General features: G+C 73.1%; 19 protein-coding genes and 1 pseudogene. 13 read left to right on the top strand and 7 right to left on the bottom strand.

All coding sequences use genetic code 11. The features are described from left to right. Position 1: 1 nt before the first annotated feature. Genes B1L07_15370 through B1L07_15345 form a run of 6 tightly spaced genes read left to right on the top strand, consistent with a single transcriptional unit; the run spans position 2 to position 5,390 of the window. Positions 2-298, top strand: a complete 297-nt coding sequence (locus B1L07_15370) for a hypothetical protein (GenBank protein ID AUZ56233.1) — start codon at positions 2-4, stop codon at positions 296-298. Then, positions 295-1,275, top strand: a complete 981-nt coding sequence (locus B1L07_15365) for an acyltransferase (GenBank protein ID AUZ56232.1) — start codon at positions 295-297, stop codon at positions 1,273-1,275. Before B1L07_15370 ends, B1L07_15365 begins: the two co-directional genes overlap by 4 nt. Then, on the top strand, positions 1,226-1,876 hold the full coding sequence (locus tag B1L07_15360) for a fatty acyl CoA synthetase (protein ID AUZ56642.1): 651 nt from the start codon (positions 1,226-1,228) through the stop codon (positions 1,874-1,876). Before B1L07_15365 ends, B1L07_15360 begins: the two co-directional genes overlap by 50 nt. A gap of 41 nt (positions 1,877-1,917) precedes the next feature. Next, positions 1,918-4,212, top strand: a complete 2,295-nt coding sequence (locus B1L07_15355) for a hypothetical protein (protein AUZ56641.1) — start codon at positions 1,918-1,920, stop codon at positions 4,210-4,212. Beyond that, positions 4,199-4,633 (top strand): phosphotransferase, encoded by a 435-nt coding sequence (locus B1L07_15350; GenBank protein ID AUZ56231.1) that lies wholly within the window; start codon positions 4,199-4,201, stop codon positions 4,631-4,633. Before B1L07_15355 ends, B1L07_15350 begins: the two co-directional genes overlap by 14 nt. A gap of 28 nt (positions 4,634-4,661) precedes the next feature. Continuing rightward, complete coding sequence (locus B1L07_15345; protein ID AUZ56640.1) at positions 4,662-5,390, top strand: 3-oxoacyl-ACP reductase; 729 nt, start codon at positions 4,662-4,664, stop codon at positions 5,388-5,390. Positions 5,391-5,436: 46 nt separating this feature from the next. On the opposite strand, the gene B1L07_15340 is transcribed toward B1L07_15345, so the two are convergent. From B1L07_15340 to B1L07_15330, 3 genes are read right to left on the bottom strand one after another with little or no spacing between them, the layout of a single operon-like run. Then, positions 5,437-6,222: a dolichyl-phosphate mannose synthase gene (locus tag B1L07_15340; protein ID AUZ56230.1), complete on the bottom strand. Its 786-nt coding sequence runs from the start codon at positions 6,220-6,222 to the stop codon at positions 5,437-5,439. After that, the gene (locus B1L07_15335) at positions 6,215-7,003 is read right to left on the bottom strand and encodes a hypothetical protein (GenBank protein ID AUZ56229.1); all 789 of its coding nucleotides are present in this window, start codon (positions 7,001-7,003) and stop codon (positions 6,215-6,217) included. Before B1L07_15335 ends, B1L07_15340 begins: the two co-directional genes overlap by 8 nt. Positions 7,004-7,008: 5 nt before the next feature. After that, positions 7,009-8,208: a beta-ketoacyl-[acyl-carrier-protein] synthase II gene (locus B1L07_15330; GenBank protein AUZ56639.1), complete on the bottom strand. Its 1,200-nt coding sequence runs from the start codon at positions 8,206-8,208 to the stop codon at positions 7,009-7,011. 235 nt (positions 8,209-8,443) lie between these two features. Here B1L07_15330 and B1L07_15325 point away from each other — a divergent pair, with 235 nt between their 5' ends. Continuing rightward, positions 8,444-8,719 carry a hypothetical protein gene (locus B1L07_15325; protein ID AUZ56228.1) on the top strand — a complete coding sequence of 92 codons (276 nt, stop codon included), beginning with the start codon at positions 8,444-8,446 and terminating at the stop codon, positions 8,717-8,719. After that, a pseudogene (locus B1L07_15320) lies at positions 8,712-12,037 on the top strand (hypothetical protein). The gene B1L07_15325 and the pseudogene B1L07_15320 overlap by 8 nt, the downstream one beginning before the upstream one ends. Positions 12,038-12,127: 90 nt before the next feature. Here B1L07_15320 and B1L07_15315 read toward each other — a convergent pair. Further along, on the bottom strand, positions 12,128-13,948 hold the full coding sequence (locus B1L07_15315) for a glutathione-regulated potassium-efflux system protein KefB (protein ID AUZ56227.1): 1,821 nt from the start codon (positions 13,946-13,948) through the stop codon (positions 12,128-12,130). A gap of 331 nt (positions 13,949-14,279) precedes the next feature. Between B1L07_15315 and B1L07_15310 the strand changes: the two genes are divergently transcribed. From B1L07_15310 to B1L07_15300, 3 genes are all read left to right on the top strand, one after another. After that, positions 14,280-15,650, top strand: coding sequence for a magnesium transporter (locus B1L07_15310; protein ID AUZ56226.1), 1,371 nt, complete (start codon positions 14,280-14,282; stop codon positions 15,648-15,650). Positions 15,651-15,953: 303 nt separating this feature from the next. After that, complete coding sequence (locus tag B1L07_15305; GenBank protein AUZ56225.1) at positions 15,954-18,668, top strand: GNAT family N-acetyltransferase; 2,715 nt, start codon at positions 15,954-15,956, stop codon at positions 18,666-18,668. 17 nt (positions 18,669-18,685) lie between these two features. After that, the gene (locus B1L07_15300) at positions 18,686-19,423 is read left to right on the top strand and encodes an alpha/beta hydrolase (GenBank protein ID AUZ56224.1); all 738 of its coding nucleotides are present in this window, start codon (positions 18,686-18,688) and stop codon (positions 19,421-19,423) included. Here the strand turns inward: B1L07_15300 and B1L07_15295 are convergent. Together B1L07_15295 and B1L07_15290 are read right to left on the bottom strand one after the other, a co-directional pair. Beyond that, complete coding sequence (locus B1L07_15295; protein ID AUZ56223.1) at positions 19,383-19,736, bottom strand: hypothetical protein; 354 nt, start codon at positions 19,734-19,736, stop codon at positions 19,383-19,385. The genes B1L07_15300 and B1L07_15295 overlap by 41 nt on opposite strands. Before the next feature lie 80 nt (positions 19,737-19,816). After that, positions 19,817-20,773: an alcohol dehydrogenase gene (locus B1L07_15290; protein AUZ56222.1), complete on the bottom strand. Its 957-nt coding sequence runs from the start codon at positions 20,771-20,773 to the stop codon at positions 19,817-19,819. Positions 20,774-20,922: 149 nt separating this feature from the next. On the opposite strand from B1L07_15290, the gene B1L07_15285 reads away from it, so the two are divergent. Together B1L07_15285 and B1L07_15280 are read left to right on the top strand one after the other, a co-directional pair. Then, positions 20,923-21,744: a methyltransferase gene (locus tag B1L07_15285; GenBank protein ID AUZ56638.1), complete on the top strand. Its 822-nt coding sequence runs from the start codon at positions 20,923-20,925 to the stop codon at positions 21,742-21,744. A 164-nt stretch (positions 21,745-21,908) separates the two neighbouring features. Next, entirely contained in the window at positions 21,909-22,451 is a 543-nt protein-coding gene (locus tag B1L07_15280) for a pseudouridine synthase (GenBank protein ID AUZ56221.1), read from the top strand. 38 nt (positions 22,452-22,489) lie between these two features. On the opposite strand, the gene B1L07_15275 is transcribed toward B1L07_15280, so the two are convergent. Continuing rightward, positions 22,490-22,843, bottom strand: coding sequence for a hypothetical protein (locus B1L07_15275; protein AUZ56220.1), 354 nt, complete (start codon positions 22,841-22,843; stop codon positions 22,490-22,492). Positions 22,844-23,230: the final 387 nt, after the last annotated feature.

Genomic DNA, 23,230 nt, shown 5'->3' with positions numbered 1-23,230 from the left:
CATGCAGTTCAGCATCCATCCCGACCATCCCTGCCTGCCCGGCCATTTCCCGGGGCGGCCGCTGGTGCCGGGCGTGGTGGTGCTGGAACAGGTCCTGCGCGCGGCCGAGGCCGCGGCCGGGGAACCGCTGGGCGCGCTGCGCCTGCCGCAGGTGAAGTTCATGGCGCCGTTGTTGCCCGGGCAGGTCGCGCGGATCGAACTGGACGGCGCAGCGCCGCACTGGAAGTTCCGGGTGTGGCGTGGCGACGCGCTGCTTGCGCGCGGCGAACTGGTGGCCGGCGACGGACCGGCGGCATGAGCGATGCCGACTGGAAGCGCCGTCCCGAGGGCGGTGGCCGCGCCGCGGTCCGCCTGATCGCGGCCATCGCCCGCCACGGCGGGCGTGGCATCGCCCGGCTCTGCCTGTACCCGATCACCGGCTACTTCCTGCTGGTACGCGCCAGCGAGCGCCGCGCCTCGCGCGCCTACCTCGGCCGCGTGCTGGGCCGCCGCGCCCGGCTGCGCGACGTGGCGCGCCATATCCACACTTTCGCCGCGACCATCCTCGACCGGGTATTCCTGCTCGGCGGGCGCATGGACCTGTTCGACATCCGCACCGAAGGCACCGGCGAGCTGCTTGCGCAACTGGACGAAGGCCGCGGCGTGCTGTTGTTCGGCTCGCACCTGGGCAGCTTCGACGCGCTGCGCGCGCTGGGCCGGCAGCGGCCGGACCTGAAACTGCGCGTGCTGCTGGACCGCGGCCACAATGCCGCCATCACCGAACTGCTGGCCGAGCTCGACCCCGGCCTGGCCGCGGGCATCATCGATGCCGGGCAGGGCGGGCCGGCGGTGGTGCTTGCAATCCAGCAGGCACTGCAGGAAGGGGCCATGGTGGCGCTGCTGGTGGACCGCGCGCGGCCGGGCGAAACCGCGCTGGCCGCGCCGCTGCTGGGCGCGCCGGCACCGTTCCCGACCGCGCCGTGGCTGATCGCCAGCGTACTCAGGGCGCCGGTGATGCTGGCCTTCGGCCTGTACCGCGGCGGCAACCGCTACGATCTGCTGTTCGAGCCGTTCGCCACGGCGGTCGACGTACCCCGCGCGCAGCGGGCCGAGGCGCTGTCGGCGCTGGTTCACCGTTATGCCGGCAGGCTCGAACACCACCTGCGCGGCGCCCCCTGGAACTGGTTCAACTTCTATGATTTCTGGCATTCCCAAGCCTCACTCCCCGCGCCGCTGGATGGTGGCGGTGCTCCTGGCCGCGTGCAGCAGCGCGCCGGCGCTGGCGGCCGACGTTGATGCCGGCTGGATCCTGCGCCGGCTGGCGCAACCGGCGCCCAGCCAGACCGGCTTCGTGGAACTGCGCGGTTCGGCGCTGCTGAAGGAGCCGCTGCGGGTGGAAGGCCAGTACCGCCGCCCGGACCCGGCCACGCTGGTACGCGAAGTGCGCGTGCCCTACGCCGAAACCACCACCATCGCCGACGGCAAGGTCAGCATCGCCCGTGCCGGCAAGCCGCCGCGGGTGTTTTCGCTGCAGCGGGTGCCCGAGCTGTCGGACCTGCAGGCCAGCTTCGGTGCGCTGCTGTCCGGCGATCTGGCCGCGCTGGAGCGGGCCTATCGCCTGCAGGCATCGGGTACCGCGCAGCGCTGGCAACTGGTGCTCACGCCCAGGGCACCGGCGCTGGCGGCGCGGGTACGCGCGGTGACGCTGCGTGGGCGCGAGGGCGAGCTGCGCTGCATCGAAACGCAACCGGCACGGGGCGAACTGCAGCGCACCCTGCTGGGCGCCGCGGCCACGGCCGCCGATCGCGTGCGCCAGGCCGATGCGCTGGCCACGCTGTGCCATGACGGCGCGCACGACGGCGCTGCCGCGGCCGGCCTGGACGGGAGCCGGCGTTGAAGCTGACCCCGCGCCTGCGCATCGGCCTGGCGATCACATGGATGCTGCTGCTGGGCCTGCTCACCGCCTGGCTGAGCGGGCGCATGCAGGTCAGCGGCGACCTGCGCAAGTTCATGCCCGATGCGCGCACCCCGGCGCAGAAGCTGCTGCTCGACGAACTGGGCGAAGGCCCGGGCGCGCGGCTGCTGCTGCTGGCGCTGTCCGGTGCCGCGCCGGAGCAGCTGGCCGGGCAGTCGCGGCAACTGCAGCAGGCGCTGGCGGAAGACCCGCAGTTCGAGCTGGTCGCCAATGGCGGACAGGCCGGGCTGGAGGCCTTCCCCGAGCGGCTGCTGCCCTATCGCTACCTGATCGACGCGTTGCCCGCCGATGCGTTCAGCGCCGATCGCCTGGGCGAGGAACTGCAGGCGCGGCTGCAGGACCTGGGCTCGCCGGCGGGGGCGCTGGTCGAGCCGCTGCTGCCGTCCGATCCCACGTTGCAGGTGCTGCGCGTGGCCGAGGCGCTGCAGCCGGCCAACGCACCGCAGCGCATCGACGAGGTCTGGTTCGACCGCAGCGGCCGCCAGGCGCTGCTGCTGGTGCAGACGCGCGCGGCCGGGTTCGACCCCGGCGCGCAGCAGCAGGCGGTGGACACCATCACGGCCGCGTTCGCGGGCATCGCCGGCGACAGCGGCAGCCGCCTGGAGATGAGTGGGCCGGGCGCGTTCTCGGTGAAGATCGGCAACCGCACCGCGCGCGAGGCCGGCACCATCGGCACCATCGACACGCTCGGCATGATCCTGCTGCTGTGGATCGCCTACCGCAGCTGGAAGATGCCGATCCTGGGCTTCCTGCCGCTGGCCAGCGCCGGCCTGGCCGGGCTGTCGGCGGTGGCGCTGGTCTTCGACGGCGTGCACGGCATCACCATCGCCTTCGGCTTCACCCTGATCGGCGTGGTGCAGGACTACCCGATCCATTTCTTCAGCCACCAGCGCCCGGGCCGCTCGCCATGGGACAACGTGCGCGCGCTGTGGCCGACCCTGGGCACCGGCGTGGTCGCCACCTGCATCGCCTATCTCACCTTCCTGTTCTCCGGGGTCGACGGGTTGAAGCAGTTGTCGGTGTTCACCATCACCGCGCTGGCCACCGCGGCGCTGGCCACCCGTTACCTGCTGCCGGCGCTGGTCGACCCGGCGACCCGCGATTTCGCCGATTCGGCAGCCCTGGCGCGGCTGTGGCGCCACACCCGGCGGCTGCCGCGCCCGCGCCGTTCGCTGGCGCTGCTCGCGGTGGCGGCGCTGGGGGTGCTGGTGTGGGCGCCGGGGCCATTCTGGCAGAACGACCTGGGCAAGCTGACCCCGGTGGATCCGGCCGACCTGCAGCGCGATGCGCAGCTGCGCGGCGAACTCGGCGCGCCCGACGTGCGCTACGTGATCACCGTGCGCGGCGCCGACGCGCAGGCGGCGCTGGCCGCCAGCGAAGGCCTGCGGCCGGTGCTGCAGCAGCTGGTCGCCGATGGCGCGCTGGACCGCTACGACATGGCCGCGCGCTACCTGCCCAGCGCCGCGCTGCAGCGCCAGCGCCAGCAGTTGTTGCCGGACGAAGCCACGCTGCGCGGCGCACTGGCCACCGCGGTGGCCGGGACCCCGTTCCGCGACGACGCGTTCGAGCCGTTCATCGCCGATGTGCAGCGCGCCCGCAGCGCGCCCGCGCTGCAGCCGCAGGACCTGCACGGCACGCCGCTGGCCAGCGCGGTCGATGGCCTGCTGCTGCAGGGCAAGGGCCACGCGACCGCGCTGGTGTCGCTGAGCGGACTGCACGACGTGGCCGCGGTCGCCACCAGCGCGCGCCTGCACGGCGCCGAACTGCTGGACCTGAAGCATGCCTCCGAATCGCTGGTGGCCGAATACCGCGGCCGCGTGCTGATGGCGCTGGCGGTGGCGGTACTGCTGTTGTCGGCCACGGTGTGGGCGGCGCTGCGCTCGCCACGCCGCGCGCTGCGGGTGCTGCTGCCGATGCTGCTGACCACGCTGGTGGTGCTGGCGCTGCTGCGCGCCAGCGGCGTCGAACTGAACCTGTTCCACCTGATCGGGCTGATCCTCGCCGCCGGCCTGGGCCTGGACTACGGCCTGTTCTTCGAGCATGCCGGCGACAGCCACGCCGACCAGCTGCGCACCCTGCATGGCCTGCTGGTGTGCAGCGCGATGACGCTGCTGGTGTTCAGCCTGCTCGGGCTGTCCTCGATCCCGGTGCTGCGCGCGATCGGCAGCACCGTGGCGCTGGGCGTGGTGTGCAATTTCGTGCTGGCGCTGCTGGTCTCGCGCCACCCCTGGCAGGAGGCCGCCGATGCTGCGGCGTGAGGACATCCTGCCGCTGGTGCCGCACCAGGGCGACATGTGCCTGTGGGACGAAGTGCTGGCGTGGAGCGCCAGCGACATCGTCCTGCGCGCGCACAACCACCGCGATCCGGCGCACCCGCTGCGCAGCGACGGCCGGCTGCGCGCGGTCCACCTGTGCGAGTACGGCGCGCAGGCGATGGCGGTGCACGGCGGCCTGCGCGCGCGCCAGCGCGGCGGCGCGGTGCTGCCCGGCGTGCTGGTGGCGCTGCGCGACGTGCGGCTGCATGTCGCGCGCATCGACGATCTCGATGGCGCCATCGAGGCGACCGCGCAGGTCCTGGCCGAGACCGGGGCCAGCCAGCAGTACGCGTTCCGGATCAGCCACGGCGGGCGGCTGCTGGCCGAAGGACGCGCGGCGGTGATGCTGCAACCCGGACAATGAGCGCAACGACATGCAGGAAGAGACCGCGATGAATACGAAGCGACGCGCGCTGGTGACCGGTGGCAGCGGCGACCTGGGCGGGGCGGTCTGCCGGCGCCTGGCCGCGGCCGGCGCGCATGTGATCGTGCATGCCAACGGCAACCTGGCGCGCGCGCAGGCGGTGGCCGCGGAGATCGCCGCCGCCGGCGGCAGCGCGCAGCCGGTGGCGTTCGACGTGGCCGACGGCGAGGCCACCGCGGCGGCGCTGGAAGGCCTGCTGGCCGACGGCCCGATCCAGATCGTGGTCAACAACGCCGGGGTGCACGACGACGCGCCGATGGCCGGCATGGACGCGGCGCGCTGGCGGCGGGTGATCGACGTGTCGCTGCATGGCTTCTTCCACGTCACCCAGCCGCTGCTGCTGCCGATGGCGCGCACGCGCTGGGGCCGCATCGTCAGCGTCTCGTCGGTGGCGGCGGTGCTCGGCAACCGCGGCCAGACCAACTACGCCGCGGCCAAGGCGGCGTTGCACGGGGCCTCGAAGTCGCTGGCGCGGGAAATGGCCAGCCGCGGCATCAGCGTCAACGTCGTCGCCCCGGGGGTGATCGAAGGGCGGATGGCCGGCGATGCGTTTCCGCCGGAGCTGATCCGGCAGACCGTACCGGCCGCGCGCGCGGGCCGCCCGGAGGAAGTGGCGGCACTGGTGGCGTTCCTGTGCAGCGACGACGCCGGTTACATCAACGGCCAGGTGATCGGCATCAACGGCGGCATGGGCTGAGCCGCGCGCAGGTGCAGCCGCTGGACCGGCTTCACCGCGGCTGCGCTTACCCGCCCGCGCCGTCGTCGATCAGTGGCGGGTTGGCGCGGATGCGGCGGTGGACCCTGCGCACGTCGCCATGGCGCAGCGCCAGCCGCACGATGTGCACGGTGATCCGGGTCAGGTCGCGCAGCGGGCGGAAGTGGCTGGGGCGGAAGCACTCGTCGCGGTCGGCGCTGCGGTAGCGCGATTCGATCGGCACCGACACGCAGCGCGTGCCGAGCTGCCGCGCCGCCGAGATCAGCACCTGCGCCTCGAACACGAAATCCTCGCCGGGAATGTCGCGCATGGCGATCACCGCGGCCGGGTAGAAGCGTTGGCCGCTCTGGCTGTCGGCCACCTGGTAGTGCGTACCCCAGGCCACGCCCCAGTCGCCGAACTCGTTGGCCAGGCGCCGCAGCAGCGGCTGCGAGGCGCGCTTGCGCAGCCGCGCGCCGATGACGATGCAGCCGGGGTGGCGGTTGGCGCAGGCCAGCAGCCGCGGCAGGTCGGCGGCCGCGTGCTGGCCGTCGCCGTCCATGGTCAGCACCCCGCGCAGGCCGCGCCGCACGGCTTCGGCGAAGCCGCTGCGCAGCGCCTGGCCCTTGCCGCTGCGCCGCGCATGGCGCAGCACGGTGACCGGCAGGTCGGCGATGCAGTCCACGGTCCCGTCGTCGGAGCCGTCGTCGACCACGATCACGTGCGGGCAGAACGCAAGCGCGCCGCTCACGACCTCGCGGATGCGCAGCGCTTCGTTCAGGGCGGGGATCACCACCGCCACGTCGTCCGGACCCAGCATGCGTTGCTCAGCCATGGCCGATCGCGACCTGCAGCCATTGCTCCGGCCCGGCCGGCAGCAGCACCTGGGGGCGCTCCAGCGCCAGCGCTTCGAGCAGCGGCAGCGCCGGCTGCATCGCGTTGCCGGCCAGCAGCCGCGTCAACGGCCCGGGCGCGTCGGCACTGCCGTCGCCGCTGCCGGTGGCCATCGCCACGCGCAGCGTCGGCAGCCCGGCGCAGGGGCTGTTCGACAGCACCAGGGCGACGCCCAGCAGGCCCTCGCTGGGGGCCATTTCGCCGAGCGGGCCACAGGCCGGGCCGTCGTAGGCGACCAGCAGCACCGCCTCGCTGCCGGCGGCCAGCTGCGCCATCGCTTCGATCAGGCCCTGCGCGAAACTGCCGCGGCCGGCGCTGATCGCGGTGGCCGGCACATGCGCGCCGGTGCCGATCGTCCAGTAGCCGGCGGCGGCGTTGTGCACCGAGTTGTGGAAGCGGGTGGGCGACACCGCGCGCGGGTCGCTGGCCAGCGTGGTGCACATGTAGTCGCTGATCGACATTTCGCCATGGGTGGACGCGAACACCGACGGCAGCGTCGCTGCCTCGCGCCCGGCCGCCTCGCAGGCGGCGAGCGCGGCTTCCAGCGCCACCGCCACCGTGGCCGGCGCGCGGCGGCGCTCGTTGGCGGCCAGCAGCAGCGGGGCCGGGCGTGCCGGCACCTGCGCCGGATGCACGCCGCCCCGCGCCCAGGCGCACGCCGCGTCCCAGTCGGGCAGCCCGCTGCCCCAGAATCCGATGCCTTCGACGACCGCCTCGCGCATGCGCCTCATCCCACCTTGCTGAATACCAGCGAGCAGTTGTTGCCGCCGAAGCCGAAAGAGTTGTTCATCGCGTGGCGGATATCCGCCCGCGCATTGTCGAACCGGATCTGCGGTCCGCAGGCCGGGTCGGGAACCGTGCTGTTGAGCGTGCCCGGCAGTAGCCCGTCGGACAAGGCCAGCAGCGCGAACACCGACTCGACGATGCCGGCCGCGCCCAGGGTGTGGCCGGTCCAGCCCTTGGTCGAGCTGGCGTGCAGCGACGGCGGGAACAGCGCCGCCACCGCGGCGGCCTCGATGCCGTCGTTGGCCGGGGTCGAGGTGCCGTGCAGGTTGAGGTAGCCCAGCTGCGCGGGCTCGAGCCCGGCGCTGTGCAGCGCCTGGCGCATCGCCAGGCGCGCGCCCAGCCCCTGCGGATGCGGCGCCGACATGTGGTGGGCGTCGCTGGATTCGCCGTAGCCGCCCAGCTGCAGCGCGGTCTCCGGGCCGGCGCCGGCGCGTTCCAGCACCGCATAGCCGCCGGCCTCGCCCAGCGACAGCCCGCTGCGGCGCGCGTCGAACGGCTGGCAGGGCGCCGTGGCGACCAGCTGCAGCGAATGGAAACCGAACAGCACGCTGCCGCACAGGGTATCGACGCCGCCGACCAGGGCGGCATCGGCGAAACCGGCATGGATCAGCCGCGCGGCCTGCGCGAACACCTTGGCGCTCGACGAACAGGCGGTGGCCACGGTCACGCACGGGCCGCCGAGCCCGGTGGCGGCGCGGACGAAGTCGCCGAGCGCGTGCGGGGTGTGGATGCGCGGGCGCTGCAGCTCCGGCGGGAAATGCGCCACGCCCGCTTCATCGGTGTGCAGCCGCGCATATGCCGCTTCGGTGGCGCCGATGGCCGAGGTGGAGGTGCCCATCACCACCGCCACGCGGTGCGCGCCGTGGCGGGCGACAACCGCGGCCACCGCGTCGAGCAGGCCGTCCTGCTGCAGCGCCAGCCATGCCAGCGCGTTGTTGCGGCAGTCGAAGCCGGCCAGCGCCGGCGGCAGCGCCACGTCCTCCACGCCGTCGACGCGGCCGATCCAGCAGTCCAGCGGGTCGTTGCCGAAGTCGTTGCGGCGCAGGCCACTGCGGCCTTGCGCCAGCGCCTGGCGCTGCGCATCCAGTCCTGCGCCCAGCGCGGTGGTGGCGCTGTGCGCGAGGATGTTCAGCGGGAGCAGGCGCGGTGGCATTGCGGCGGTCACGCGGTCTTCCGGACATGGGGCGGGGCGCGAGTATATCGGGGTGCCCGTCCACCGTACGGCGTCCCGGCAGGGTGATGGCGTACGCATTTCTTGATGAAAATGAATGAAGCTCCGGCAAAGCCGCGGACGGCTGCGTACGGCAATGCCTTTCACCGGCGTCGGGTTTCCGACACAATCTCCCGCATTCCCAAGCAGGGCAACGCCCGCGGGCATGCAAGCCTACGTCTACAAAAGCCAACGCAAGCCGGACACCTACGTCTACCTTGCCAAGCGCGACGACTTCGACGCGATCCCGGCCACGCTCGGCGCCACCCTGGCACCGTTCGCGTTCGTGCTGGAAGTCGCGCTGACCCCGGAACGGCGGCTGGCCCAGGCCGACGCCGCGCTCGTGCGCGCCAACCTGGCCACGCACGGCTTCCACCTGCAGCTGCCGCCGCAGCCCCTGGCGCCGGTGAAGATCGCCCGCATCGACGGCCGCGATGACTGACGCCCGCCGCAGCCGTGCCCTCGGCGCGCTGGCGCTCGGCGGGTTGCTCGCACTCGCCACCGCGCTCGGTGGCCTGCCGGCCGCCGTGTGCGGCCTGCTGGCGCAGCCGGCGTTCGCGCTGGCGGTGTCGTGGTGGCGGCGCACGCGCGCCACCGCGCCGCTGGCCGCGCTGCCGCGGCACGACCTGCCGGGGCTGCTTGTGGTCTGGGCCGCGGGCACCGGGCTGCTGGCGCTGCTGGTGTCCTGGCCATTGGCGGCGCTGCACGACAGCGGCAGCCTGCAGGCGGTGCTGGCACTGTGCGTGGCGCTGAGCATCGCGGTGGCGGCGCTGTGGCGCACCTGGCCGCTGTGGCAGGCGCTGGAGCGCGAAGGCGGCACCCTGCGCGCGCAGGCCCAGGCGTTGTCCGCGCGCGCCATGGATTCCTGGCACGGCATCGGCGCGGCGCTGCTGCTGTGCCTGCTGTGCGCGGCGGTGGTGGCGCCGGCCTGGCCGGGTCTGCTCGGCGATGGCCTGCGCTGGCCGCTGGCCATCGCCACCGCGCTCCTTTCGCCGTTGCTGCACGCTGCGCTGCAGGCGTTGCCCGCCGCGCCAGCGGCCGCGCCGGCGACGGCGGCGCCGGCGTTCGATCCGTTCGCCGAGGCCCTGGCCGAACCGGCGCCGCTGGAGCCGATGGCGCAGCACGAATGGGTGCCGCAGCTGTACGAGGCCGCGCGTGCCGGGCGCGTGGACCGCGCCCTGCAGCTGCTCGACGCCGGCGCCGATCCGCATGCGCCGCCGCCGGCTGATTCGCGCGACCAGCGCAGCCTGGTGGTGCTGGCCGCGGTGCTGCCCGACCTGCGCCTGCTTCGCGCGCTGATCGGCCGCGGCGTGGACGTGAACCTGGCCCATCGCGGCATGACCCCGCTGCTGGCGGCCACCCGCGACAGCTGGCACGGGCGTCCCGAGGCGGTGATGACCCTGCTGGCCAACGGCGCCGATCCGCGCGCCACCGACGCCGACGGCAACACCCCGCTGCATCATGCCGCGCGCAGTTCCGACCCCGGCGTGGCTGCACTGCTGCGCGATGCCGCGGCCGAAATCGACGCGCTCAACCACGACGGCCACAGTCCGCTGGCGGTGGCCTGCCAGGCCGGCAACTGGCGGCTGGCGCGGTTCCTGCTCGAGCGCGGCGCCAAGGTGGAGCCCGCCGACGGCGTGCCGGTCCTCATTCCCGCCGCGGCCACCGAAGACGACGACGCCGCCGGCGTGCAGCTGCTGCTCAAGCACAAGGCACGGCTGGACGCGCGCGACCGCCGCCGCCGCAGCGCCCTGCACGAGGCCGCCGCGGCCGGCCATGGCGACATCGTCGATGCGCTGCTCGCGGCCGGCGCCAATGTCGAACCGCGCGATGCCGCCGGCCGTACGCCGTGGCTGGACGCTGCCGCGCATGGCCATGCCGGCGTGCTCGAGCGCCTGCTCGCGCACAAGCCCGATGTCACCGCGGTCGATGGCGAGGGCTGCAACGCGGTGCTGCTGGCCTGCCGCGCGGAGAACGTGACTGCGGCGCTGGTGCGGCGCCTGTTGGACCTGGGCATCGCCGCCGATGCGGTCGCTGCCGACGGCCGCCGCGCCATCGACCACGCGGCCGCGGCCGGGCGCTGGAGCATCGTCTCGCTGCTGGACCCGGCCTATCCGCTGCCCGCCGCGGTCAGCGACGCGCTGGCCGGCACCGACGCCGGCGATGGCGCCGCCGCGGCGCCGCCGCTCAACGACCGCCCGCCGCTGGCCCTGCTGCGCGAGGCGCTGGCCTTCGGCAACACCGAGGGCATGGCGCCGCTGGCGCGGCTGTGTTCGGCGCGCGAGCTGGGCACCCTGCTGCACGCCGTGGAACTGGCGCTGCAGCCGCGCGTGGTCGACTGGCTGCTGGCCCACGGTGCCGATGCCGAAGTGCTCGACGCCTGCGGCGACACGCCGATGTTCGCGTTGCTGGCGCGCGGGGTGGATGCCATCCCGACGCTGCAGGTGCTGCTGCGGCATGGCGTTTCGCCCGCCGGGCGCGGCGGGCTGGGGCGCCTGCTGGCCGCCTGCGTGCAGCACGACCAGGGCTCGCGCGGTACCGAACAGTTCGTACTGGAGCTGCTGGAGCGCGGCGCCGATCCGTTCGGCGGTTCGCCTGCCGGCGATCCGCCGCTGGCGCTGGCGGTACGCCTGGGCTGGTTGAAGGTACAGCACTGGCTGCTGGTGCACGGCGCCGACCGCGAAGCGCGCGACAGCCACGGCATGACCGCACTGCACCTGGCCACCGCGCTGGCACGCGAGGCGTCGCTGAAGCAGCTGGTGATGCAGGGCGCCTCGCCGGACGCGCGCGCCGCAGACGGGCAGACGCCGCTCGGCGTGGCCCTGTCCAGCGGTCGCCGCGACCTGGCCGACTGGCTGGACTGGCGTGGCTGGCCGCTGCCGCTGCGGCCGCTGCGCGAAGCCGACGTGCCGGCCGCGGCGATGGCCGGCGATGCCGACGCCGTGCGCCGGCTGATCGAACTGGGCCTGCCGGTGGATGCGGTCGATGCGCAGGGCTGCACCGGCCTGCTGCGCGCGGCCGGTGGCGGCCACGTCGCCACCGTGGACCTGCTGCTGGCGCGCGGCGCCGATCCGCAGCATGCGGCCGCCAGCGGCGCCACGCCGCTGTCGGCGGCGGTGAGCATGCGCCAGGCGGCCATCGTCACCGCCCTGCTCGACGCCGGCGCGCGCATCGACCACCGCCTGCCGGGCGGCGTCACCGTGCTGATGCTGGCTGCCGCGCTCGGCTTGCCCGACATCGCCGCCAAACTGCTGACCGCAGGCGCCGACGTGCACGCCGGCGATGACCAGCAGCTGGCGCCGCTGCACTGCGCCGCGCTCTACGGGTTCACCGCGCGCGACCGCACCCGGCTGCTGGCGCTGCTCGACACCCTGCTGCTGGCCGGCGCCGAGCCGGACCAGGCTTCTGCCGGTACGGTCACCCCGCTGCTGCTGCTGCTGGGCGCGCGCGCCGAGCCGGGCACTGCCTGTGACGAGCAGGTGGTGCTGGCCGCGGTCGAGCGCCTGCTCGATGAAGAAGTGGCGCTGGACGTGCGCGATCCGCGCGGCTTCGGCCCGCTGCACCTGGCCGCGCTGCATGGCCTGCCGTTGCTGGTGCAGCGCCTGCTGCGCGCCGGCGCCGACCCCGACCTGCGCGATGCGCTGGGCCGCAGCCCGCGCGAGATCGCGGTCATGCGCGGCTTCATCGACGTGGCCGGCGAGTTCGAACCGGCGGTGCCGGGGTGTCGTCGATGGCCCGGTTCCTGCGCGACCGCGGCTGAGCGCGGCCCGCCCGCGACCCTGGCGGCCGCTGCCGCTGTCGCAGGCCGCCGCGCCACGGTTTCAGTCGCCGCTGCCGCGGCGCGCGGGCCTCATTCGCGGTTCGTCGGCGGCCGCTCCGGCGTCCCGTCGTCCTTGCCGTCGCCGGCATCGGCCTCGAACAGCTGCATCAGGTCGGCGCGCGCATCGCGCGAGGTCTGCATCACCGCCGCCTCGTCGTCGTAGACCAGGTGCTGGGCCTTGAGCAGCTTCTCGTCATGCTCGCGGAAACGGCGCACGTGCTCGCGCGCGGTGTTCTCGGCGATGCCCAGCGCGGTGAGCACCCGTTCGCTGATCTCCAGGCTCGACCCGAACACTTCGCGGAACGGCTCGGCCGACATGTCCATCAGCTTCCAGGCGTGCTGGCGGTTGCGCGCGCGCGCCAGCACCTTGGCCTGCGGGTACAGCCGCCGCACCAGGCGCACCGCGCGCAGGTTGGTGTCGGGGTCGTCCATGGCCATCACGAACACCCGGATCTGGTCGCCGCCGGCCGCGCGCAGCAGGTCGGGCCGGGTGGGATCGCCGTAATACAGATGGTTGCCGAAGCGGCGCAGGTCTTCCACCGTACCCGGGTCGGCTTCCAGCGCGACGAACGGGATGCGCTGCGCGGTGAGCAGCCGCGCGACGATCTGGCCGAAGCGGCCCATGCCCGCGATCAGCACCTGCGGGTGCTGCGCCTGGGCCTCGTTCAGGTTGTCCGGCGCGCGTTCCGGGCCCCGGTTCGGGGCGCGCGGCCGCACCAGCTGCTTGAGCCCGATCATCAGCAGCGGGGTCAACGCCATCGACAGGCTGACGATGGCGACCAGGCGGTCATGGTTGATGCGCCCCAGCAGGTTGACGCGCTCGGCCTCGTTGAACACGACGAAGGCGAACTCGCCGCCCAGCCACAGCACGCTGCCCAGCATCAGCGCGCTGCGCAGCGGCATCCGCGCGGCCAGGCCGATCAGCACCAGCAGCCCGAATTTCACCGCCAGCAGCACGCCGACGCCGATCGCGATCACGGTCGGCTCGGCGGCGATCCGCGCCAGGTCGATGCTCATGCCCACGGCGATGAAGAACAGCCCCAGCAGCAGGCCCTTGAACGGCTCGATCTGCGACTCGATCTCGTGGCGGAACTCGGAGTCGGCCAGCAGCACGCCGGCCAGGAACGCGCCCAGGCTCGGGCTCAGCCCGGCCTTCTGCATCAGCCATGCGGTGCCCAGCACCACCAGCAGCGCGCTGGCGGTGAACACCTCGGGCATGCGCGTGCGCGCGACCATGCCGAACAGGTGGCGCAGCACCGGCCGGCCCAGCAGGATCACCACGGCCAGCGCGCCGACCGCGGTGGCCACGTTCTGCCAGGTCAGGGTCTCGTTGCGGATCCCGCCCAGCAGCGGAATCGCCGCCAGCAGCGGGATCGCGACCAGGTCCTGGAACAGCAGGATGGCGAAGCCCAGCCGCCCGTAGTCGGTGTTCAGGGCCTTGTGCTCGGACAGCAGCTGCAGGCCGATCGCGGTGGAGGACAGCGCCAGCGCGGTGCCGATCACCAGCGCGCTCTTCCACTGGAAGTGGTACAGCAGCAACAGCCCGCCGAGCACCCCGGCGGTGACCAGCACCTGCAGCGCGCCGCCGCCGAACACCGTGCGCCGCATCACCATCAGCCGCGACGGCGAAAGCTCCAGCCCGATCACGAACAGCAGCATCACCACGCCGATCTCGGCGGCGTTGAGGATGCGGTCGGCGTCGTGCACGAACGCCAGCACGTGCGGGCCCAGCACCACGCCGGCGGCCAGATAGCCCAGCACCGCGCCCAGCCCGAAGCGCTTGAACACCGGCACGGCGATCACCGCCGCCAACAGCAGCACCAGGGCCAGTTCCAGACCGCCGCCATGCATCGGGATCACGCTCGGAGAATAGAGAAGGGGAAAGGCGGAGCGGCGGCCGGGGCGGGCGCATGCCGATGCCTGTACGAAAGAGTACCGCGCGCCTGCGGCCTTGGAAAATTTCACGGCACGCCGCTTGACCGCGTCGCGCGCCGGTCGCAGACTCGCGCAGCCGCCGGCCCCTGCCGTCGCGGCGACCCTTCGGAGTCCCACCCATGCCCAGCGACAGTACAAGTCGATCTCGTCCGACGTCGGTGACGGCCAACGCCTGAGTGGGTGTTTCGCCGCTGCCGGCGTTGCGCCCGCAACCCAGCAGCCGACCCGGTCGGCAAGGCGAAACACGATGAACCAGAAGCAACTCCTGCGTCCGGCAGCGGACGCCAGCGCCCTGGGCGCACCCCTGGCCGGGTTCAACACCGCCGACGCGGTGGTCTATCTCAACCAGCTCGAACAGGCCGAAGCCGGCGCGGTGCTGGCGGCATTGCCGTTGCCGCGCGCGGTCAAGCTGCTGGAAGCGCCGGAGCTGCAGCATGCCGGCGAGCTGGTCGCGGCGATGCCGCCGGCCCGGGCCGCCGCGCTGCTGGGGCTGATGGCCGACGACCGCGCCACCGACATCGTCCATGAGCTGGACGAGGACGAGCGCGCGCGGCTGATCCCGCTGCTCGATCCGGCCGCGCGCCGCTCGATCCAGCTGCTGCTCAGCTACCCGCCCAACACCGCCGGCGCACTGATGACCACCGAGTTCGTCAGCGTCCCCGCGGACTGGACCGTGGCGCGCACGCTGCAGCACATCCGCGAGGTCGAGCGCAGCCGCGAGACGGTCTACGCGATCTACGTACTCGACCCGCGCACCGCGCAGCTGCTGCAGGTGGTGACCATGCGCCGGCTGATCACCGGCGCGCCGTCGGACTCGATCCTCGATGTGGCCCAGGTCAACCCGCCGGTGAGCGTCGGCCCGGAGCTGGACCAGGAGGAAGTGGCGCAGCTGATCCGCCGCCACGACCTGTTGGCGATCCCGGTGGTGGACGCGCAGCGGCGCATGCTGGGCATCGTCACCGTGGACGACATCCTCGACGCGCTGATCGACGAATCCACCGAGGACGTGCACAAGTTCGGTGGCGTCGAGGCGCTGGACCGGCCATACATGCAGATCGGGTTCTTCGACATGATCCGCAAGCGCGCCGGCTGGCTGAGCGTGCTGTTCCTGGGCGAAATGCTCACCGCCAGCGCCATGCAGCACTACGAGGACGAACTGGCGCGCGCGGTGGTGCTGACCCTGTTCATCCCGCTGATCATGAGTTCGGGCGGCAACTCGGGTTCGCAGGCGACCTCGCTGCTGATCCGCTCGCTGGCGCTGCATGAGCTGCGCCTGCGCGACTGGTGGAAGGTGGCGCTGCGCGAACTGCCGACCGGCGCGGTGCTCGGCGGCATCCTCGGCCTGCTGGCCATCGCCCGCATCAGCATCTGGCAACTGACCGGCCTGCACGACTACGGCGCGCACTGGAAGCTGCTGGCGCTGACCATCGGCGCGGCGCTGGTGGGCATCGTCACCTTCGGCTCGCTGTCCGGGTCGATGCTGCCGTTCGTGCTCAAGCGGCTGGGCTTCGACCCGGCCAGTGCGTCGGCGCCGTTCGTGGCCACCCTGGTCGACGTCACCGGGCTGGTCATCTACTTCAGCATCGCGGCGATGATCCTCGGCGGAACGCTGCTGTAGCGGGCGAGGGCCGGTTGGCACGCACGCGGCACGTGGCCGGCGTCGGCGCCGCCGGCGCTGCCACGGCAGGCGCGGGGCAGGGCTCCGGTGCCGTCGCCCGGGTGGCGCCAGGCGCTGCCCACCGGCATCACGCGCCGCGGATGGCCGCCCGTGGGGCGCGGTGCGCCAGGCCGGCACGGCCCGGCGTGCCCCGCCGCCAGCCGTCGCGACGGGTGCGCAGGGCACCGTGCCGCTTGATCGTGCTCATGCCGCGGGTACCGCGACGCGTGTACCTTTGAACGCGTTCCCGTTGCCGGCATCGCGATGAGCACCTACCACCTGCAGACCGTGTTCCGTCCCCGTTCCGTGGCCGTGGTCGGCGGCAGCCCGCGCGAGCGCTCGGCCGGGCGCGCGGTGGTGCGCAACCTGCGCGCGGGCGGCTTCGCCGGGCAGATCGGCTGGGTCAACCCGCGCCACGCCGAGATCGACGGCATGCGCACGGTCAAGCGGCTCAAGGACCTGCCGTGGATACCGGACCTGGTGGTGGTGACCACGCCGGCGGCGATGGTGCCGCAGGTGGTGGCCGCCGCCGCCGGGCTGGGGGTGGCCGCGGCCATCATCCTCACCGCCGGGCTCGGCCGCGGCCCCGGCTCGCTGGCCGCGCAGGTGGAAGCGGCGGCGCGGCCGAAGGGCATGCGCATCCTCGGCCCGCACTGCCTGGGGGTGATCGCGCCGCACGCGCGGCTCAACGCCTCCATCGCTGCGCACACCCCGCAGGCCGGCGACCTGGCGCTGATCTCCGAATCCAGCGCGATCGCCGCCGCGCTGGTGGAGTGGGGCGTGGCACGCTCGATCGGGTTCTCGGCGGTGGTGTCGCTGGGCGACGCGCTGGACGTGGATTTCGGCGACCTGCTCGACTACTTCGCCGCCGACTACCGCACCCGCGCGATCCTGCTCTACGTCGACCAGATCAGCGACGCCCGCAAATTCATGTCGGCCGCGCGCGCGGCGGCGCGCGCCAAGCCGGTGGTGGTGGTCAAGTCCGGGCGCCAGCCGCGCAGCGCCGGGGCGCGCGCCGAGACCCACGCGCAGACCCTGGCCGCATCCGATGCGGTGTACGGGGCGGCGTTCAACCGCGCCGGCCTGCTGCGGGTGAACGCGCTCGACGAACTGTTCACCGCCGCCGAGACCCTGGGCCGGCTCGGCACGTTTCCGGGCAACCGGCTGGCGATCCTCAGCAACGGCGGCGGCATCGGCCGGCTGGCGGTGGACCAGCTGCAGGCCCTGGGCGGCACCCTGGCGGCGTTGTCGCCGGCGACCGTGGCGCACCTGGACCAGGCGCTGCCGCAGGGCTGGTCGCGCGACAACCCGGTGGACATCATCGTCGATGCCGGCGGCGACCGTTACGCCGCGGCGGTGGAGGCGCTGCTGGCCGACGAGGCCAACGACGCGCTGCTGGTGGTCAACGTGCCCACCGCGTTCACCTCGTCGGCCGATGCGGCGCAGGCATTGACCCGCACCCTCGGGCTGCGCTCGCGGCAGCTGCGCGACAAGCCGGTGTTCGCGGTGTGGCTGGGCAACGACGAGCAGGCCACCGCCACGCTCAATACCGCGCGGGTGCCCACCTATCCCAGCGAGGCCGAGGCGGTGCGCGGGTTCCAGCACCTGGTGCGTTACCGCCAGGCGCAGGCGGCGCTGATGGAGACGCCGCCCAGCCTGCCGGCCGATTTCGTGGTGGACGTGGCGGCCGCGCGCGCGCTGGTGGAGTCGGCGCTGGCGCGCGGCCAGCAGTGGCTGGACCCGGTGGCCACGCACGCGCTGCTGCAGGCCTATGGCATCCCGTCGCTGGCGGTGATGGTCGCGCGCGACGCGCATGAGGCGATGGAGCTGGCGCAGCCGCTGCTCGAGCGCGGCGCGACCGTGGCGGTCAAGGTGCTGTCGCCGGACATCCCGCACAAGTCCGACGTCGATGGCGTGCGCCTGAACCTGGGCACGCTGCAGGCGGTGCACGTGGCGGCGACCTCGATCCTGCAGCGCGCGCGCGAACTGCGCCCGCAGGCGCGCATCGAGGGCGTGCTGCTGCAGCAGACCCTGGTGCGGCCCAAGGCGCGCGAGCTGATCGCCGGCATCGCCGACGACCCGGTGTTCGGGCCGGTGCTGGTGTTCGGCCGCGGCGGCACCGCGGTGGAAGTGATCGACGACAAGACCCTGGCGCTGCCGCCGCTGGACCTGCGCCTGGCGCACGAGGTGATCGGCCGCACCCGGGTCTCGCGCATCCTCAAGGCCTACGGCGACGTGCCGGCCGCCGACGAACGCGCGGTGGCGCTGGTGCTGGTCAAGCTGGCGCAGCTGGCCGCCGACATCCCCGAGATCCGCGGCCTGGACCTCAACCCGCTGCTGGCCGACCGCGACGGGGTGATGGCGCTGGACGCGCGCATCGCCATCGCCCCGGTGCGGCGCCTGCACAAGGGCCGCGGCCATCCGCGCTTCGCGATCTTCCCGTATCCGACCGAATGGGAGCGCAACATCGAACTGTCCGACGGTGCCCGCGCCTTCGTGCGCCCGGTGCGGCCGGAGGACGACGCGCTGTTCCGCGCGTTCTTCGCCCGCGTCACCGACGACGACCTGCGCCTGCGCTTCTTCCAGTCGGTCAAGCATTTCAGCCACGAGTTCATCGCGCGCCTGACCCAGCTCGACTATGCCCGCTCGATCGCGCTGGTGGCCATCGACCCGAAGAGCGGCGACATGCTCGGCGCGGTGCGCCTGCACGCCGACGCCGACTACGACCGCGGCGAGTACGGCATCCTGATCCGCTCCGACCTCAAGGGCCACGGCATCGGCTGGAAGCTGATGCAGATCATGATCGAATACGCCGGCTGGCAGGGCCTGAACGTGGTCGAGGGCCAGGTGCTGCGCGAGAACAGCACCATGCTGGCGATGTGCCGCACGCTCGGTTTCAAGGTCAAGCCCGATCCCGACGACCCGGCGATCATGAACGTCACCCTGCCGGTGCATTCCACGGGTGACGGTACCGGCTGAGTGCCGGCGGCGCGACAATGGGCGCCATGCACACCACCGCCGCCGGGAATGCTCCCGGGAAGATCCCGCTGCTGTTGCTGCCGGGCCTGCTCAACGACGCCGAGCTGTGGCGCGCGCAGATCGCCGACCTGTCCGGCATCGCCGACTGCATCGTCGGCGACCAGACCCGCGGGACGACCCTACAGGCGGTGGCCGCCGACGTGCTGGCGCAGGCGCCGCCGCGGTTCGCGCTGGCCGGGTTCTCGCTGGGCGGCTTCGTCGCCCAGCAGATCCTGCGCGTCGCCCCGCAGCGGGTCGGGCGGCTGGCGCTGATCGGTACTTCGATCCACGCCGATTCGCCGCAGCGCGCCGCGCAGCGCCGCGCGCAGCAGGCCAGCGTGCGCCTGCCCGGCACCTTCCACGGTTTCGGCGACCGGCTGATGCGCAGCTACATCGACGCCTCGCGCCTGCACGACGAGGCGCTGGTGCGGCGCGTGCGCGACATGACCACGCGCCTGGGCGCGGAGGTGTTCCTGCGGCAGAGCGCACTGGAACGGCGCGATGGCCACGACGTGCTGGCCGCCTACCGCGACCCGTTGCTGATCGTGTGCGGGGCCAACGACCGCATCACACCGCCGGCGGTCAGCGAGGAAATGCACGCGCTGGCGCCGCACTCGCGGCTGTTGCTGCTGCCCGGCTGCGGGCACCTGGCGCCGATGGAAAAGCCCGATGAGGTCAGTGCGGCGCTGCGCGACTGGTTGCTGGCAGCGGGCTGAAGCGGCGCGCCTGATCCAGGGATTGCGCCTGGCGGGCGTGGTGCCAGGCGTGGCGCACCCGCCAGCGGGCCTCGTCCCAGGGCACCGCCAGCGCCGGCGCATAGCGATGGTGGTTGTCCTGCAGCGCGCGGTAGAGCTGCTCCTCGCTGGCGTGCGGCCATGCCCGGTAGAGCTCCAGGCCCATCTGCAGCAGTCGCCGGTACGGGTCGAACGCGTGCCGGCCGAGCCGGCCGATGGCGTGGACGCTGCGCCAGTACGCCATCTCCGCGTCCACATCCAGGCCGTGGCGGTCTGCACCGTGCGGGTTCTGCATGAGCGGTCTCCGTTCGCGGTCCGCCCCCTGTGGCACGGATGCTACGACCGCGCCGGCGCCGGGTTCAACCCGCGGCGCATTCAGTCCCCCGCGCTGGCCGTGTCGAGCTGGGCGATGTCCGCGGCAGACAGTGCCAGCCGCGCGGCGGCGAGCACCTCGTGCAGCTGTTCCACGCCGGTGGCGCTGACGATCGGCGCGGTGATCCCGGGCCGCGCGATCAGCCACGCCAGCGCGACCTGCGCCGGTGTCGCCCGGTGCGCGGCGGCGATATCGTCGAGCGCGGCGAGGATGCGCAGGCCACGCGCATCCAGGTAGCGCGCGACCACCCTGGCACCGCGCGCGCCGCTCTTGCCGGCGTCGTCGGCGCTGCGGTACTTGCCGCTGAGGAAGCCGCTGGCCAGCGCGTAGTAGCCGATCACCCCCAGCCCCTGTTCGCGCGCCAGCGGCTCCAGTTCCGCTTCGTAGCCGGCACGGTCGTAGAGGTTGTACTCCGGCTGCAGGCTCTCGTAGCGCGGCAGGTGGTAGTCGGCCGATACCTTCAGCGCGTCGCGCAGGCGCGTGGCGCTGTAATTGGAGGCGCCGATGGCGCGCACCTTGCCGGCCTCGACCAGGCGCGCGAAGGCGCCCAGGGTCTCCTCCAGCGGCACCGACGCGTCGTCCTCGTGCGCCTGGTACAGGTCGATCACGTCGGTCTGCAGGCGCCGCAGCGAATCCTCCGCCGCGGCATGGATGTTGCCGGCCGACAGCCCGGGGCGCTCGGCCCATTTGCCGACCTTGGTCGCCAGCACCACCTGGTCGCGCTTGCCGCTGCGCCGGAGCCAGCGGCCGATCATGGTTTCCGACTCGCCGCCGGTGTTGCCCGGCACCCACGCCGGATACACGTCGGCGGTATCGACCAGGTTGAAGCCGGCCTCGACGAATGCGTCCAGCAGGGCGAAGGCGGTCTTTTCGTCCACGCTCCAGCCGAACACGTTGCCGCCGAAGGCGACGGGGGCCACCTGCAGGCCGGAACGGCCGAGTTCGCGTAAACGGGTCATGCGCAGCTCCTTGGCGTCGGCGCTCCAGCATATACGCAGCGGCCGGCGGCCCGCCGCGCACGCATGCTAGGCTCGCCGGACTCCAACCGTGGAATCTCCCGATGAAGACCATTGCCCCGCTGGTTGCCGCCTGTCTGCTGTTCGCCGCCCTGCCTGCCGCCGCGCAGGACCACGCACACGCCGGCCACGACCACGCCGCCATGCATGCTGCGCCGGCCGCGTCTGCGTCCGCGCAGCTGCAGGCCGCGGTCGGCGGTGACTGGCGCAGCCCGGCCAATACCGCGCGCGACGCGTACCGGCACCCGCTGCAGACTCTGGAGTTCTTCGGCGTGCAGCCGCAGCAGACCGTGGTCGAGATCACCCCGGGCGGCGGCTGGTACGCCGAGATCCTCGCGCCCTACCTGCGTGCCCACGGCCAGTACGTGGCCGCGGTGGTCGACCCGATGGCGCTGCCGGCCGGCAAGGGCCGCGACTACCAGCAACGTACCCGCGACGGGCTGGAGAAGAAGTTCGCCGCCGCGCCGGCGCTGTTCGACAAGGCCACCGTGGTCGCCTATGACCCGGCGGCGCCGGTGCTGGGCAAGCCGGGTTCGGCCGACGTGGTGCTGACCTTCCGCAACGTGCACAACTGGCGCGCGGCCGACCAGGCCGAGGGCATGTTCCGTGCGTTCTTCGCGGTGCTCAAGCCCGGCGGCACGCTGGGCGTGGTGGAACACCGCGCCAAGGCCGACGTCGCCGCCGACGACAAGAGCGGTTACGTCGGCCAGGCGCAGGTGATCGCCATGGCCGAAGCCGCCGGCTTCAGGCTGCAGCAGACCAGCGAGATCAACGCCAACCCGCGCGACACCAAGGATCACCCCAATGGCGTGTGGACGCTGCCGCCATCCAACAACCACGACGCCGCCGATGCCGCCCGGTACAAGGCGATCGGCGAAAGCGACCGCATGACGCTGCGCTTCGTGAAGCCCTGAGCGGCGCCGAACGCAGGGCGGGGCGCATCGACGCCCGCGCGGCACGCCTTGCCGGCGGCCGCGCGCCCTGCCGTTCCGGCCGGTTGCGCAGCGCGGGTGGATGACGCCGCGGCTGCGGCCATCCCCGTCCGCCACCGTCATCGTCGTCGTTGTGCCCGGCTGCCATGCTCATCGCCTTCAACAAACCCTTCAACGTACTGTGCCAGTTCACCGACCGCAGCCAGCCGCCACGGGCGACACTGGCCGGCTTCGGCCTGCCCGGCAACGTGTACGCGGCAGGGCGCTTGGACTACGACAGCGAAGGCCTGCTGCTGCTCACCGACGACGGCGGCCTGGCGCACCGCCTGACCGATCCGCGGCACAAGCAGGACAAGACCTACTGGGTGCAGGTGGAAGGCGTGCCGAGCCCGGAGCGGCTGCAGGCATTGCGTGACGGCGTGCTGCTCAATGACGGGCCGACGCTGCCGGCGCGGGTGCAGCTGCTGGAAACACCGCCGGCGCTGTGGCCGCGCGACCCGCCGGTGCGGTTCCGCAAGACCGTGCCCGACGCGTGGCTGGCGATCACCCTGCGCGAGGGCCGCAACCGCCAGGTGCGGCGCATGACCGCGGCGGTGGGCCTGCCGACGCTGCGCCTGGTGCGCGCGGCGATGGGGACGCATGCGCTCGATGGCCTGCAGCCCGGGCAGTGGCGGGTGCTGCAGGGGTAGGACAGGGACGGGCGCGCCGCGTGGCGCGCCCGCATGGGTCAGGCGTCGCTGCCGATGTCGCTGGTCTCGTCCACCGTGGTCTGGGCGCGGCGGCGCTGGGCGATCTGCTGCGACTTCGCCTCCAGTGCGGCGTTGTCGCGCCTGTTCTTGCGGTAGACCGCGTAGCCGATCAGGCCCAGGCCGACCGCGGCCACGGCGATGGTGGCGGTGGGATTGCGTCGTGCCACCCGGCCCACGGCACGACCGCCGGTCTTCATGGCGCCGATCGCGGCGCCGGCCTTGAGCCAGTCGGCGGCGTTGGAGCCGCCCTGCCTGAGGCTGTCGCCGGCGTGGCCGGCCAGTTCCATGGCCCGTTCCAGGGCCGATCCGGTGATGTCGCTGAACTTGCTCATGGGGGAATCCTCGGTTGCGGGGGCGGGCATGCAGTGTCGCGGGATGCGCGTGCAGGAAATGTTAGTCACCAGCGGGCCGGACGCACTCCTCCGTAGGTGTGGGGCTCGCCCCACACGGCCTTCCGGTCGTTGCGTGCGGGGCGAGCCCCGCACCTACGATGATCCGCATGCCATGGGGTGCCGGGCCGCGCCAGGCATGAATCCGTAGTCCATTCCGCGCTTTCACCGTCGCCACGGGAGGCGATCTTTCACGTCCCGCGTGGCTTTGCCCGGTGCGTGGCGGTTGCGCTCCGCGCCACGCAGGAATTCGCAGTCCGGCCCCGTGCCACCGTCGCCACGGGAGACGATCTGTCACGTCCCGCGGGGTTTTGCCCGGTGCGTGGCGGT

Origin of the sequence: Stenotrophomonas acidaminiphila, assembly GCA_002951995.1 — a bacterium.
Lineage (GTDB): Bacteria > Pseudomonadota > Gammaproteobacteria > Xanthomonadales > Xanthomonadaceae > Stenotrophomonas > Stenotrophomonas acidaminiphila_A.
Note: the sequence above shows the minus strand (reverse complement) of the source record. Positions and strands in the feature narration are given on the sequence as shown.

What these genes read in the sequence shown, in the direction of transcription:
- B1L07_15370 (AUZ56233.1), top strand. Translation starts at nt 2, where the DNA reads ATGCAGTTCAGCATCCATCCCGACCATCCCTGCCTGCCCGGCCATTTC.
- B1L07_15365 (AUZ56232.1), top strand. Translation starts at nt 295, where the DNA reads ATGAGCGATGCCGACTGGAAGCGCCGTCCCGAGGGCGGTGGCCGCGCC.
- B1L07_15355 (AUZ56641.1), top strand. Translation starts at nt 1,918, where the DNA reads ATGCTGCTGCTGGGCCTGCTCACCGCCTGGCTGAGCGGGCGCATGCAG.
- B1L07_15350 (AUZ56231.1), top strand. Translation starts at nt 4,199, where the DNA reads ATGCTGCGGCGTGAGGACATCCTGCCGCTGGTGCCGCACCAGGGCGAC.
- B1L07_15345 (AUZ56640.1), top strand. Translation starts at nt 4,662, where the DNA reads ATGAATACGAAGCGACGCGCGCTGGTGACCGGTGGCAGCGGCGACCTG.
- B1L07_15340 (AUZ56230.1), bottom strand. Translation starts at nt 6,222, where the DNA reads ATGGCTGAGCAACGCATGCTGGGTCCGGACGACGTGGCGGTGGTGATC.
- B1L07_15335 (AUZ56229.1), bottom strand. Translation starts at nt 7,003, where the DNA reads ATGCGCGAGGCGGTCGTCGAAGGCATCGGATTCTGGGGCAGCGGGCTG.
- B1L07_15325 (AUZ56228.1), top strand. Translation starts at nt 8,444, where the DNA reads ATGCAAGCCTACGTCTACAAAAGCCAACGCAAGCCGGACACCTACGTC.
- B1L07_15315 (AUZ56227.1), bottom strand. Translation starts at nt 13,948, where the DNA reads ATGCATGGCGGCGGTCTGGAACTGGCCCTGGTGCTGCTGTTGGCGGCG.
- B1L07_15310 (AUZ56226.1), top strand. Translation starts at nt 14,280, where the DNA reads ATGAACCAGAAGCAACTCCTGCGTCCGGCAGCGGACGCCAGCGCCCTG.
- B1L07_15305 (AUZ56225.1), top strand. Translation starts at nt 15,954, where the DNA reads ATGAGCACCTACCACCTGCAGACCGTGTTCCGTCCCCGTTCCGTGGCC.
- B1L07_15300 (AUZ56224.1), top strand. Translation starts at nt 18,686, where the DNA reads ATGGGCGCCATGCACACCACCGCCGCCGGGAATGCTCCCGGGAAGATC.
- B1L07_15295 (AUZ56223.1), bottom strand. Translation starts at nt 19,736, where the DNA reads ATGCAGAACCCGCACGGTGCAGACCGCCACGGCCTGGATGTGGACGCG.
- B1L07_15290 (AUZ56222.1), bottom strand. Translation starts at nt 20,773, where the DNA reads ATGACCCGTTTACGCGAACTCGGCCGTTCCGGCCTGCAGGTGGCCCCC.
- B1L07_15280 (AUZ56221.1), top strand. Translation starts at nt 21,909, where the DNA reads ATGCTCATCGCCTTCAACAAACCCTTCAACGTACTGTGCCAGTTCACC.
- B1L07_15275 (AUZ56220.1), bottom strand. Translation starts at nt 22,843, where the DNA reads ATGAGCAAGTTCAGCGACATCACCGGATCGGCCCTGGAACGGGCCATG.